Genomic DNA, 12,624 nt, shown 5'->3' on the forward strand with positions numbered 1-12,624 from the left:
AATTTAAAAACGAATTTAGCAGTTTTAAAAGTAGACTTAAGGACGGATTTTAGATGATAAAATTTTTAAATCTAAAAGTTGCCGCCGCCGTGTTCGCGCTGCTGCTCGCAGGCTGCGACGGATGGAAGCACCATCTAAGCACCGACGGCGCCTCGCTCGCCTCCAAGTTCGACCCCTCCGAGCGCACGCTAAAGATCGAGGGTAACGACAAGCCGTTCGTGCTGTTTTTCTATACCAGCGGCTGTGGCGCGTGCAAAGCCCAAATACCCGCGCTAAACGAGCTGCAAGCTAGCGGCGACGCGCTGATTATCGGCATTCTAGGCGACGGTAAAGGCTTGGAAGCCGACGCCGCGGTCGCTCGCGAAAAGGGGATAAAATTCCCAAGCGTCAGCGGGGCAAACTCCGTAAAATACTTCGAATCCATCGTAGGCGGCATTTTCGGCACCCCCACGTCAGTGATCTACGATAAAAATGGCAAAGCGGTCAAAAAGCTCATCGGCCTCTACCCCAAATCCGCCTTCGAAACGCAGCTCAAACTCATAAATTAACCCGCTCAAATAGGGCTAACATTTGGTAAATTTCGCTAAAATCGGCTTAAAATTTCATCTTAAGGAAACGATATGTTTGCAAAAACCGCATTAGCAGCCGTCCTAGCCCTTAGTTGCGCACTCGCAGCGCCTTATGAGCCCTACGATCACGACGCGATGATAAAAACGGCGCCGGGCGGCTCGCGCGCCCTGGATATCGGCGGCATCTACCGCTCCGTGGACAATCTCTGAGCCCATGCATGCGAATATCCGCTAAGCTTCGACAGCGAGAAAGACGCCGAGGCTGCCTACCAGGACGCACACGCGCTTGAAGAAATTTTTAAATTTCTAAGTCAAGAGCTGTTTAAAAAGGATATTGACGCCAAGGACCGCTACGAGTTTGAGCATAAATTTGCCCGAATTTACGTCATTCAGCATAATTTCGACATCAAAGGCGCCGCGGAGAAGACAGACGCGCTCTATGACAAGCTCGTGCAAGAAGCGCCAAAAGACGGCGAGATCCGCACGGAATACGGCGAGTTTTTATTAAACTCCTCCCGCGACTAAAAGGCGCAGCAGATGCTCTCAAGCGCGCTTGAGCTCGGTTCGATGCGTGCGCACCACGCTCTTGCGCTGTTTAGCCTGATGCATGACGATAAAGAGGGCGCGATTAAGCACTTGCAGGCTTACCTCTCGGCCTATCCGAAAAATAGCTCCGCCGCGCAGCTGCTCGAGGGGCTAAAAAGCGGCGATATCAAAATAGAAAGGAGATGCCAATGAGTAAAAAATCCCTTGCTTTAGGCGCTGCTGCGATGCTTTGCGGCGCGCTAAGCCTAAACGCCGAGGCTGCGGCGCAGAGCGCGCAAATAGATCTGAAATTTAACGCCGCAAATTTTACGCAAGAAAGCGTGATCGTAGGCGGCAAAAAGATAAAATTCCGCGCCTACAAAAGCATAATCTACGTCGCAAAACCCGTAAGCGCGCACTATCAGAGCATGAATATCTTCATCCCGCAGCAATATTTTGAGGGGCGTAAGAGCGGCAAATTTGACGCCGCGAGCGCGCCGATATTTTTGCCAAACGGCGTGGGCGGCTACATGCCGGGCGAAGCGGGCGAGGTCAAAATAGACGAAAGCGGCAAACCAAACGCGATCGCTACGGCGCTTTCGCGCGGTTACGTCGTAGCCGCTCCCGCAGCGCGTGGACGCACGCTAAAGGACGCAACCGGCGATTATATCGGCAAGGCGCCCGCAGCGATCGTCGATCTAAAAGCCGCCGTGCGGTATCTGAAATTTAACGACGCGGCGATGCCCGGGGACGCGAACAAGATCGTCTCAAACGGCACGAGCGCGGGCGGAGCGCTCTCGGCGCTTTTAGGCACGAGCGGAGACGAGGCCGCGTACGAGCCGTATCTACAGGAGCTGGGCGCTGCAAAGGCGAGCGATAAAATTTACGCGGCGTCCGTATACTGCCCGATCACAAATCTAAAGCACGCGGACGCGGCGTATGAGTGGATGTTCGGCGCGCAGAGCGAATATGAAAAGATGGATTTTAGCGGCTTTGATGCAGCGGGATTTAACGAGCGCGACGAAAATTCTAGCGGCGCTGAAAAAAATTCTAAAAAAGACGCAAATCAAAGCGCCGCAAAGCCCACTCGCAAGATGCTAAGCGGCAAATTAAGCGCAGCGCAGATTAAAATTTCAGACGAGCTAAAGGCGCAATTCCCCACCTATCTGAACTCGCTAAGCTTAAAGCACGAAAGCGGCCGCGCGCTAAGCCTGGATAAAAACGGCGACGGCAGCTTCAAAGATTACATAAACGGGCTCATATCGGCCTCATTTGCTAATTTTGCGGCGAAAAATCCGCGCACAAAGGCGCCCCTATACCTCGCCGCCAAGATTAAGGACGACGCGTCGCAATCGCATATGCTCTTTTGGGGCTACGCGACCTCCAAGCCGCGCGCCAAGACCCCGCCCGCATTCGACGGCTTCGCGCTTGAAAATCCCGAAAACGAGCTGTTTGGCGGCGCCAAATTTAACGCGGCGCATTTTACGGATTTTAGCGCGATGAATGACCCCGCCAAAGGGGTGCTAATCGCAAGTGCACAGCTCGTGGAGATGATGGATGCGATGAGCTTCGTGCGCAACGAAAACGGCGCGAAACATTACCGCATCCGACACGGCGCGAGCGATCGCGATACGGCGCTTGCGATCCCTGCTATTTTGGCGCTTAGCTTGCAAAATGCGGGCAAGAACGTCGATTTTGCGGTGCCTTGGAGGCAAGGACACGCCGGCGATTACGATCTTGAGGAGCTTTTTGATTGGATCGATAAAGTGATCGCGCGCTAGGCTTAGCGGGCAAAATTCCATCTTAGAATTTAGAATTTTGCCCGTAGTTCTACCCTAAAATTTTATCGCCCAAAGCTCTCCTAGCGGATACGCTAAGCGGCGTAAAATTCTGCCGCGAAATTCTATCGCGTCGAAATTTCGGCATCGCCGCAAGGCACGCAACGGCTTGAAATTTTGCGACTAGCATTTAAAAAAATTCCATAGAATTTTATCGCGGCAAAACGGCGCGAATTAAATTTTATCGGCCGCGACGATTTATGATGCGGAGTTTTAGCGCGATCTACGCTAAAATTTCGGCACAATCAAATTCTGCGGGCTAAATTTTAAATTTAAAGACCGAAGTATGAGATAAAATTTCGCGGCGTTTATACTATCCGATCGCAGCTCTTTGAACGCGCAGGTATCGCGTAATGGGCGCATCAGCGCGCGGATGATAAAATCCACAAAAATGGACAAAAAAACCCAAACAAGCGCGGCAAGCAGGCTAAATTTAAGGCGTGCATTCGCGATTTTCTGCTGATCCAAGCCCGCTTTGGCTATCTCCATTAAGCCTACTTTAATAATCCACCGGCGCCCAAAAAGCGCCGTTTAGGGTCTGTATCTTTGCGCCGTGTGCATAAATTTCATAATTTAATGGCGCTTTTGAGCGCAGCTTGCCTATTTAAAGATCACCACGCCGCGGCAGCATCGTTTCCTAAACCGGGCGTGCTAGCATCTTTGCGGCGATGCAACTCGGCGCTAAATTTAACGCTAGCTAGCATTGCGCTGCCTCTAGCTCGCGTGCGGCGATACCCTTTGCTACGACGTCTAAATGTAAGCCGTTCCCTCGCCGCGCCCGCAAAAGAGCTTTTAAAATTTTAGCCCTAGCCTTTTGCGATCTCGTAAAAACCGTCTTTAAAAACAACCTTGCCCGCACTCACAAGACGCTTTAAAAGCTGCGCGCTTTTTTCGTCAAACATCGCCTCCACGTCGCTCGTGCGCTGCGGACGACGTGCCAAAGTATGCAATATCTCATCCTCGCTAAAACTTAACCGCTCGCTTGCGTATTTGGGCGCGGCGATGATATTTACGTTTTGATTTTCGATGAAAGTAGCTAGGTAGCGCAGCTGCGCCTCGCTCACCCCCTGCACGCGGTATGCGGGCGGGCGATCGATCGTGCCGAGATCGACGCGGTGCGGATTGATGCGAGCTAAAGCCGCATTCAGCGCTGCGAAATCCTCCTGCGTATCGTTTAGCCCGCGCACGACTAGGATTTCGATATCAAGCTCGCCGCGAAACTCACGCGCGAAATCCGCGATCGCGCTTACGATATCCTCGGCGCTGATGCCTGCATGCGGGCCGTCCACCTTGCGAAAGCTTTTTGCAAGCACGCTATCTAGCGAAAATTTGCAAATATCAAGCTTCATTAAAGCAGCGCTGTTTTCGCGCACGAGTGAGCCGTTTGATAAAACGAGCAGCTTCTGCGGCAGGCACAACGCCTTTAGTGCGTCCACGAGCTCTGCAAAGCGCGGATGTAGCGTAGGCTCGCCGTTTGCCGTGATCGTAATGACGTCAATGCCCGCGTGGCTTTGCAGCGCAGTTTTCAACTCAGCGATGACCGGGCCGATCTCACAGGGCTCGCTCATCGCGCTTACCGGCTTGCCCGCGCCCAACTCGCAATATACGCAGTTGAAGTTGCACTGCTTGCGCTGCGGGCTCAGGTCGATGCCGAGGCTGCGCCCGAACCTACGCGAGGTCACGGGCCCGAAAATATATCTCATTTTTGCTCCATGGTTTGATTTGCGGGGTTTGCTCGCAGAATTTTGCTTTAAAATTTTACTTTGCGGAATTTTAATTTGCAAAATTTTAATTTGAAATTTTGCCTCGTGAAATTTTACTAAAATTTGCTTTTAAAAATTTAGCTAGGAAATCTCGCTTTTAAATTTTACGTAGCAAGTTTATACCGATCTTAAGCCTCGCGCCAATAACGCTTTGCATCAAACCTTGAAAATTCTACGTAGCAAATTTATGCCTTGTAATTTAACTTCCGCGAGCCGAAATTTAGCGACGCTTTTATGCGCAATTCCACTTCTGCGCGCCGCCCCCGCTACGGCGAAATTTTAAGCTTAGAGTTTTGAATTTATCCTTAAATTTAGGGGGCTGTGCGAAATTCATAAAAAATTCACCTTATGTGCGGACGAGCGAGCTTTGAAATTCCAAAATTCCCAGAATTTTGCTAAAATTGCGGGCAAATTTAAAGAAGGGCGAAATTTTGACTATTTATGATTTGGAGCGCCTGCGACTGGACGCGAAAAAGCACGTGGAGCAGCTTAAGTTTATCGTCGTCGTAAGCACGATCGCCTTGTTTGCGGTGTTCGGCGCTATCGCGTATTTTACAGATAGGCAGGGCGCGCAGAGCTTTAGCGCGACGATGCTCGTGCTGCTGGCGGTCGCCTTGCTCGCCGTAAGTCTTAAAGAGGTGCACTTAAACGGCTGGCAAAAGGATCTCATCGGCACGGAAAATATCTTAAAGTTCGGCGCGGTCGTGATCTCATTTTTGATCTTCAAATACTCCGCAGCCTTGCCGCAGGCGTTGATAGGCTTAGCCGCGCTTGCGCTCGCGGTGTGGCTAGCGGCGCGGTTTTACGCGCTCGGCGTAAGAAGCGCGCAAGAGATCTTTACGGGGCGGTACCGCCAAAGCTACAAGCAGCACTATCTGGCGCCCTTCGTGCGCGAGCTGGGCTACGAATACGTCTCCTACGGCAGCGTGCCGTTTTGGCGCGTGGTGCAGAGCGATCTGTTCGAGTTCATCGAAAATCTGCGCGGCAACGACCGCGTGGGCGGCGCGTGGCAGGGGGTGAGCTTCGAGTTTAGCGATGTGAGCTTTTTTCATCAAAATTTGCAGCACGAGCTCGCGGGGGCGTTTTTCGTAGCGGAATTTAACAAACGCATCATCGCGCCCGTTTTCATCTATCCGCGCGAGATACAAAACAAACAGCACATAGGTCTAAAGCCCGTTGCGATGGATAATGTGGAGTTTGCCGCGCGATACAAGGTGCTTAGCGACGAGCCGCAAAACGCGATGTACGTGCTAACCCCCGCATTTATGGAGCGGTTTTTAGCGGTAGGCGATGCGCTCGGGGCGCAGATCTGGGCGAGTATCAGAGAGCGGCGGATCCATATTTTCGTGCACACCAGGCGCGATAATTTCGAGCCTAGCGTCTATGAAAGCGTGCTGCGCCGCGACCCCGCAAGCGAGATAAAGAGCGAAATTCTAAGCTTTTTGAGTATCGTTAAAATTTTAAAACTGAATGTGAGGATTTGGATTTAATAAAATTTGAGCGGTATTTTTGCTAAAAATTTTTAACTCTTAAAAGATAATTTGGTCCGTCTAGTTCTTTATTAAATTTTGATTTCATACGAGGCTATCTTCTAAGCATTTATCGCTTAGCTGCTTATCAAATTCTTGCTTTACGTCTAAACCTGCTTCCTGCTTATATAAAAATTTGTGGCCGGATTTTGTCTAAATTTTTTCCTGTTTTTAGTAAAAAATAGGTCTTTAATTCCTGGTATTCCCTGCTCGTTAAAATCGAGGCGTCGATAATGAAATGCTTATCAAAGATGATCAAACTATCGCCGCTTAGCATATCTAGTCCGAGCCCCAGCCCGTTTACCAATCTAAAAATAAGTAGCGGGAGTATGCCGAGCCCAAATGCTATCGGTACTACGAATGGGGCGATAGCGTAACCTTTAAAGTAAAAAACGGCGGACATTAAAACGAAGTAGATCATAACGACGCTAATTACAAACTTTTTTGTGATTGTCGGCAATTGGGGTTGGGAAGGCCCAAAGGTTCGTTTTATCCCCACTATATTTGATAATTTTATTTCGAATAGGACTAAATTTTTCTTCGTAGAAAAATACTCTATGGCGGAATTTTTAAATTTAATATAGCAGCTTCCGAGCTCTTTTGGCCGCCTGGTTAGCTCTCCGGGATGCCTATACGGGGAGAGGTATGAAATAATATCTAAAAGAAATAGAAACGGTAGATATAGCTTTATCATCTCTATCGCGTTGTCTTTGATGATTATCGGATATTTGTCGTAATCCCTAGTTTCGGTCTTTTTTAGCGCAGCACTGGCTTTAAATTTATCCAAATTTAGCTCTTTATAAATAGAATTTCAAAGTATTTTATATGTTTTCAAATAGGATGACGGCGCGCAAGTGCGGCGGATAATCTACTATCCGCCGTCGTACGGCTTGCAAAACCGCGTCACAGCTTAAAATCAAAACCCGTCTCACAAAAACAAATCCGCGGCTCGTAAGTCCGCAGTCTGCAAAATCCATAACTTGCAAAATTATGCCGTGCCGTCGGTTCATGAAATCATAGTTTAAAAACTGCGCTGCACAGCCAGCTTAAAATCACGTCGTGCCGCTAGTTTACAAAACCGCGTCTTTTAAAGTGTAAAAAACCGCGGCGCCTCGCTAACTCGTAAAATTTAGCTCGCCAAAATCGCGCTGCACCGTGGGCTGATAAAATCACGGCTCGCGCGAACGCAGCACAATACGCGCAAAAGTAAAATCCGCGGCTTGCAAAATCAAGCCACAGCATGCAAAAGCGAACTTAAGCTTTTGGAATTCTAATCTTCTGTCCCGGATAGATGAGGTTTGCGTCCTTGATAACCTCGCGGTTGGCGTCGAAAATAATCTTGTATTTGTTCGCGTCGCCGTAGAATTTCTTCGCGATTTTAGATAGGTTATCGCCCTTTACGATGGTGTAGTAGTTCTCGGCGCTATCCTCTCTAATGCCCTCAATTTCGACGTTTTTGATGCCTGCGGTGTTGCCCGCGATGAGGGCCGCTTTTTCGAGAGTTTCCTTATCGGCGTTGCCGCTTATTTTAACGGTGTCGCCCTGCACCTCGACCTCTAGCCCCTCTACCGGCGTCGAGCTGAGATTGGTGGCGATCTCGTCTTTTACGTGCTTGGCGTCATCGCCTAGACCTAGTAGTTTCTTGCCTGCTTCGGCTACGAATGAAAGTAAACCCATGTCTTCTCCTTTGTTTAAAGTGGTAAAATTTTATCTTAAATTTGCCAACGATCAGCTTAGGCGCATATCCTTACGGCTCCGCCCTAGCCCAGTGATGCGGTTCGGTCTATGTGCGCGACGGCAGGTTCTTGGACCATCATCGCCGCGCCCGTCTATTCAGATTTGCAGCGTATGAATTATCAGCGCCGTGACTACGCTAAATTTTTCGTCAGTAAATTTCTAGCGATCACGGCGCATACGATGCTAAAAACGACGACCGAATATGAGTTGATATTTAGCCCGCAAAATCCCGCGCTTAGCGCAAAAGCACAAAGCGGCGCGTTTAGGTTGATCGCTAAAAAGGCAGCCCCCCCGCAAACGCCCGCTGCGCTTAGGCTAATAGGCAGAATTTCGCCGATCGCAAATCCTATGCATAGCCCTAAAACTGCGCCCAGCGCAAAACTCGGCGTTAGCGTGCCGCCGTATCCGCCGCAGCGAAAGATCATCAAAATGCAAAACGCTTTGCAAAGCAAGATCGCAAGCAAATATGGGCTGAAGGACGCGGAGTTGAAAGCAAACTGCGCTGCGGAGCGCCCGTTACCTAAAATTTCTGGTACGTATGCGCCGATCGCAGCGGTAAGCAAGAATGCAAATGGCAGTGTAAGCGCGATTTTAAGGCTTTTTATGCGCAGCTTTTCGCACAAGCGTACTCCGTCTTGAAAGTATTTCGCCGCGACCCCCGTGACAAGTCCGATTAACGCTGCTGCGAGTAAATTCTGCGGGGTAGGGGCGAAGTTTGAAACTGCGTAATAAATTTCTTTTGAAGCTCCGAATTCCGCTGTAGCTGTAGCCACCGCACTAGTGGCAAAGGCGCACAAAATCGCTTGAGTATCGAAGCTTTTAAGTAAAATTTCTAGGCTAAAAAGCGCGCCCGCTAACGGGACGTTATATACAGCGCCTAGTCCCGCTCCCGCGCCGCATGCGACAAATAGCCGAAGCTCATCTCCGCCGATATTTAAGGTGCGGCAAATTTTAGCCGCAAACAAGCCACCTAGCTCGCGCGGGGCAGCCTCACTGCCTACCGGTGCGCCCATGGCGATGGCTGCAAGCTGCAAAACCGAGTGGATTAAATTTTGCCAAAACGGCGGATTTTGCCCCTCCATCATTGAAGCTACGTTTAAAAAAGGTTTTAGTCTTATTAGCAGAATTCTAATTAAAGTTACGATTGCGCCGGCTGCGAGGACGCTAAGAAAGCGCCTAAGCGCAGTGGTTTGCTCCGTGACAATGTGAAATTCCTCATCATTATGTCCGAAAGCAAAAGTTTCAATTTCGTTGATACCGAAGTTTAAGAGCCCCGCGCAAAGCCCCATTATAACGCCTATCGCAAGGATCGCTAAAAAGAATTTAGTACTCAAAATATGCCTTTTTGAAACGCATAATTATATAAAATTTTAGCTTTAAAAAATCCTTATCATGCGTATAAAAGCAGCTAAAACGCGAGTAAAATTTAAAACAATGGCTAAGAATTTATATCATCTCTGCAGGTAAATTTTGCGCGAAATTCTATGAAGCTTAGGCAAGTTCGGAATTTTATTTACGTTAATTGCGCGAGTAAAATTTACGTAGATTTTATATCACGCGTAGAAAATTTAGTAAAATTTTGCATCGCACGAGAGGGTAAAATTATATTTGAAATTTCTTGCCGTGAGGACAGGCGGAATTCTACGTAAAATTTAAATCTATCCGAGCGGGTAAAATTTTAAATTGAGTAAGCGAGAGAATTTCGCAGGGGACGCGTGGGATTTCGCGCAGAATTCTAATTTGCGAAAGAGGGCAAAATTCCGCGTAGAATTCCGATCCGCGTAAGCAGGCGAAATTTCGAGTGAAATTCCAAGCTGCGTGGCTGAGCAAAATTTCGCGCGGAATTTTAATTTGCATGAGTCATAGGAATTTTATACCCGCGAATAAATTCGCTTAGGATTTTACTATTTTTTCCAGATATCGTCATTTTTACCAGCTGCGGGCGCGCTTAGCTTCTTATCTAGGGCCGAAATTTTATCCGCGAGCTTTTGTGCGCCGCCGAAAATTTCATCTTTTTTCGGAAGCCCGAAGTGAAATTTAAAGCCTACGCTATCTCCGATGCTTGCAAGTAGCGATTTGGGCGCATTTGCGATCGCGTCTTTAAAAATCGCCGCATCGATTCCGAGCTCGGCTAAGTTTTTTAACGCCCGCGCAGAGCCGATAAACATCGCGATCTTGGCGTCGAAAAGATAATCGTTGGCTAGCTTTTGCGCGGCCGCGACGGATTTTTTATCCACGACGATGAAGCGCGCGCCTGCGCCGTTTGCGAGCAAAATTTCATTTATATCGTTCGTAATAACGCTAAATTTTTTCTCCGCCTTTTGCGCGGCGGTGATGAGCCTGTCGTTAAATTTAAAGAGCAGATTGTCGTATTTGAAAACTTCGTCGCCGTTTTTGATGAGATACAGCGGCTCGTAGGGCACGAGCGCGTGGCCTAGGATGATCATTTGCCGCCCCTTAGTTTGGCTTCACAGGACTTGCAAAGGCGCTTTTTATCGCGCAGAGCAAGCTCGTCGCTGCTAAAGTACGTCCCGCACTCGTCGCACGCCAAAAGCTCGGTCGCATCGTCCTTTTTCTTTACGCGAAATCTAGGCGCTATCAAAAAATATATGAGCGCCGCGATGACGGCTATGGCTAGAATTTTTCCCATTATTTCACCCCTTTGATCACTAAAAATTTTCTATTTTTCAAAGCATTTTCATCGCTAAAAATTTCGCAGCGCGCGCTTGCAAATTCCTTGCGGAATTCCGCCGCTTCCGCCTCTGCGCCCGAGCCTTTGTAGAGCAAAAACGTCGTGTTTTGATCGTAAAAGCCGCGGCAAATTTCAATTAAATTTTGCGCGCTCATCAAAGCCCGAGAGCTTATCAGATCGGTGCGCAGCTTTGCGGCGTCTTGCACGCGCTCGGCGTGGATTTTTACGTTAGCTAGCGCAAGATTAACCTTCGCGTAGGTTAGAAACGCCGCTTTTTTAAGGTTTGGCTCAAACAGATGCCACTCGCACAGCGGCAGCGCGAGCGCCAAAAATATCCCCGGAAAGCCCGCTCCCGAGCCGACGTCGCACGCGATGCGCGGATAGCGCGGTATGAAATTCGCTCCGCTTAGGCTGTCGCACACCACCGCGTCTAAATCGTCGTAATTCGTGAGGCTATGGACGCGGTTAAATTTTTGCAGACAGGCTTTAAATTTAGCCACCTGCTCGCCAAAGCTCTCGCCCGGCGCAAGCTTCACAGCAGATGTCCCATCTGCTCTTTTTTGACGCGCAGATAGTTTTCGTTAAATTTATTAGGCGTGATGATTATCGGCACGCGCGCGACTACTTCGACCTTTAGATCGTGCAGCTTTTGCGGATTGTTCGTAAGCAGATTTATGCGCGAAATTCCAAAATGAGCGAGTATGAAATCTACGATCTCGTAGGTGCGCTCGTCCGCTTTGAAGCCGAGCTGATGGTTTGCTTCGATCGTATCGAGGCCCTGATCTTGTAGCGCGTAGGCGTTGATTTTATTAAAAAGCCCGATATTGCGCCCCTCTTGACGCAGATAGATTACCATACCGCCATGCTCTTCGATATATTTTAGGCTCGCTTCGAGCTGTTCGCCGCAGTCGCACTTTAGGCTGCCGATCGCATCGCCGGTAAGGCACTCCGAGTGGATCCGCACGTTTACGACGCCCTCCAAAGGTTGCTTAAATATCACCAGATGCTCTTTCTCGCCTTGCTTAAACGACTGAACGCGGAAGCTTCCGAAGCGGGAGGGGAGATTTGCGACCTCTGAAATTTTTATATCCATGCTTAAATTTACTCCGATTGTGATATTATAAATCTTACAATTCTAGCTAAAAAAGGAAAAATAATGTTTAAACGATTTAGACGGCTACGAATAAACCCCGAACTTAGGGATCTAGTGCGACAAACCGATCTGCAAACCCGCTTTCTAATCTATCCGCTTTTTGTCGTGGAAGGAAGCGGCATCAAAAAGGAGATCGCCTCGATGCCCGGCGTATTTCAGATGAGCTTGGATGAAATTTTAAAAGAGTGCGAGGCTCTTTTGACGCTCGGTTTGGATAAAATTTTGCTTTTTGGAATTCCTTCGCTAAAGGATAGCATCGGCTCGGACGCGCTAAGCGAGGACGGCATCATCGCTACTTCGCTGCGCGCTATAAAGGCTAAATTTCCAAATTTACTCGTCATCACCGATCTGTGCTTTTGCGAATACACAGACCATGGACACTGCGGCATCATCGATCATGTGCATCAGACGGTGGATAACGACGCGACGCTTGAAATTTCGGCGCAGCAGGCGCTCATCCACGCTAAAGCGGGCGCGGATATGATCGCTCCAAGCGGCATGATGGACGGCATTATCGAGATTTTGCGAGGAGCGCTTGATCGCGGCGGATTTGAAAATTTGCCGATTATGGCGTATTCGAGCAAGTTCGCCAGCGGCTACTACGGGCCGTTTCGCGACGTGGCAGAATCAGCGCCTAGTTTTGGCGATCGCAGCAGCTACCAGATGGATCCTGCAAATAGATTTGAGGCGATCAACGAAAGCCTGCAAGACGAGGCGCAGGGAGCGGACATCTTGATGATAAAGCCCGCGCTTGCGTATCTGGATCTAATCAGAGACCTTAGAGAGCGCACGCTGCTGCCGATCTGTGCGTATAACGT

The 12,624-nt window shown here is 49.0% G+C and carries 17 protein-coding genes; 6 read left to right on the top strand and 11 right to left on the bottom strand.

Features of this window, described 5'->3' with window-relative positions; genetic code table 11:
- Positions 1 to 53: 53 nt before the first annotated feature.
- The 4 genes from Q0135_RS06795 (at position 54) to Q0135_RS06810 (ending at position 2,875) form a co-directional block, all read left to right on the top strand.
- Positions 54 to 548, top strand: coding sequence for a TlpA disulfide reductase family protein (locus Q0135_RS06795; RefSeq protein WP_297989378.1), 495 nt, complete (start codon positions 54 to 56; stop codon positions 546 to 548).
- A gap of 72 nt (positions 549 to 620) precedes the next feature.
- Positions 621 to 779, top strand: a complete 159-nt coding sequence (locus tag Q0135_RS06800) for a hypothetical protein (RefSeq protein WP_297989380.1) — start codon at positions 621 to 623, stop codon at positions 777 to 779.
- A gap of 327 nt (positions 780 to 1,106) precedes the next feature.
- Positions 1,107 to 1,307 (top strand): hypothetical protein, encoded by a 201-nt coding sequence (locus tag Q0135_RS06805; RefSeq protein ID WP_297989382.1) that lies wholly within the window; start codon positions 1,107 to 1,109, stop codon positions 1,305 to 1,307.
- On the top strand, positions 1,304 to 2,875 hold the full coding sequence (locus Q0135_RS06810; RefSeq protein WP_297989383.1) for a subtype B tannase: 1,572 nt from the start codon (positions 1,304 to 1,306) through the stop codon (positions 2,873 to 2,875). The genes Q0135_RS06805 and Q0135_RS06810 overlap by 4 nt, the downstream gene beginning before the upstream one ends.
- A 49-nt stretch (positions 2,876 to 2,924) precedes the next feature.
- On the opposite strand, the gene Q0135_RS06815 is transcribed toward Q0135_RS06810, so the two are convergent.
- From Q0135_RS06815 to Q0135_RS06825, 3 genes are all read right to left on the bottom strand, one after another.
- A complete protein-coding gene (locus Q0135_RS06815) occupies positions 2,925 to 3,062 on the bottom strand; it encodes a hypothetical protein (protein WP_297989384.1) in 138 nt (45 codons plus the stop codon).
- Between the two features lie 98 nt (positions 3,063 to 3,160).
- A complete protein-coding gene (locus tag Q0135_RS06820; protein WP_297989385.1) occupies positions 3,161 to 3,421 on the bottom strand; it encodes a hypothetical protein in 261 nt (86 codons plus the stop codon).
- 317 nt (positions 3,422 to 3,738) lie between these two features.
- A complete protein-coding gene (locus Q0135_RS06825; RefSeq protein ID WP_297989386.1) occupies positions 3,739 to 4,635 on the bottom strand; it encodes a radical SAM protein in 897 nt (298 codons plus the stop codon).
- Positions 4,636 to 5,126: 491 nt separating this feature from the next.
- On the opposite strand from Q0135_RS06825, the gene Q0135_RS06830 reads away from it, so the two are divergent.
- Positions 5,127 to 6,185, top strand: a complete 1,059-nt coding sequence (locus tag Q0135_RS06830; protein ID WP_297989388.1) for a DUF3137 domain-containing protein — start codon at positions 5,127 to 5,129, stop codon at positions 6,183 to 6,185.
- 163 nt (positions 6,186 to 6,348) lie between these two features.
- Here Q0135_RS06830 and Q0135_RS06835 read toward each other — a convergent pair whose 3' ends face one another.
- From Q0135_RS06835 to ribA, 8 genes are all read right to left on the bottom strand, one after another.
- A complete protein-coding gene (locus Q0135_RS06835) occupies positions 6,349 to 7,011 on the bottom strand; it encodes a hypothetical protein (RefSeq protein ID WP_297989389.1) in 663 nt (220 codons plus the stop codon).
- A gap of 34 nt (positions 7,012 to 7,045) precedes the next feature.
- Entirely contained in the window at positions 7,046 to 7,210 is a 165-nt protein-coding gene (locus Q0135_RS06840) for a hypothetical protein (protein ID WP_297964073.1), read from the bottom strand.
- A 268-nt stretch (positions 7,211 to 7,478) separates the two neighbouring features.
- On the bottom strand, positions 7,479 to 7,901 hold the full coding sequence (gene lysM, locus Q0135_RS06845; RefSeq protein WP_297989391.1) for a peptidoglycan-binding protein LysM: 423 nt from the start codon (positions 7,899 to 7,901) through the stop codon (positions 7,479 to 7,481).
- 191 nt (positions 7,902 to 8,092) lie between these two features.
- Positions 8,093 to 9,295, bottom strand: a complete 1,203-nt coding sequence (locus tag Q0135_RS06850; RefSeq protein WP_297989394.1) for a chloride channel protein — start codon at positions 9,293 to 9,295, stop codon at positions 8,093 to 8,095.
- A 570-nt stretch (positions 9,296 to 9,865) separates the two neighbouring features.
- The gene (locus tag Q0135_RS06855; protein ID WP_297989397.1) at positions 9,866 to 10,408 is read right to left on the bottom strand and encodes a hypothetical protein; all 543 of its coding nucleotides are present in this window, start codon (positions 10,406 to 10,408) and stop codon (positions 9,866 to 9,868) included.
- The gene (locus tag Q0135_RS06860) at positions 10,405 to 10,611 is read right to left on the bottom strand and encodes a hypothetical protein (RefSeq protein WP_297964066.1); all 207 of its coding nucleotides are present in this window, start codon (positions 10,609 to 10,611) and stop codon (positions 10,405 to 10,407) included. The genes Q0135_RS06855 and Q0135_RS06860 overlap by 4 nt, the downstream gene beginning before the upstream one ends.
- Positions 10,611 to 11,189 (bottom strand): 16S rRNA (guanine(527)-N(7))-methyltransferase RsmG, encoded by a 579-nt coding sequence (gene rsmG, locus Q0135_RS06865; RefSeq protein ID WP_297989399.1) that lies wholly within the window; start codon positions 11,187 to 11,189, stop codon positions 10,611 to 10,613. Before rsmG ends, Q0135_RS06860 begins: the two co-directional genes overlap by 1 nt.
- Complete coding sequence (ribA, locus tag Q0135_RS06870; RefSeq protein WP_297905488.1) at positions 11,186 to 11,746, bottom strand: GTP cyclohydrolase II; 561 nt, start codon at positions 11,744 to 11,746, stop codon at positions 11,186 to 11,188. The genes rsmG and ribA overlap by 4 nt, the downstream gene beginning before the upstream one ends.
- Positions 11,747 to 11,809: 63 nt before the next feature.
- Between ribA and hemB the strand changes: the two genes are divergently transcribed.
- On the top strand, positions 11,810 to 12,624 hold an 815-nt coding region (gene hemB, locus Q0135_RS06875; protein WP_297989402.1), incomplete at its 3' end, for a porphobilinogen synthase.

This window comes from uncultured Campylobacter sp. (genome assembly GCF_937981295.1).
Lineage (GTDB): Bacteria > Campylobacterota > Campylobacteria > Campylobacterales > Campylobacteraceae > Campylobacter_B.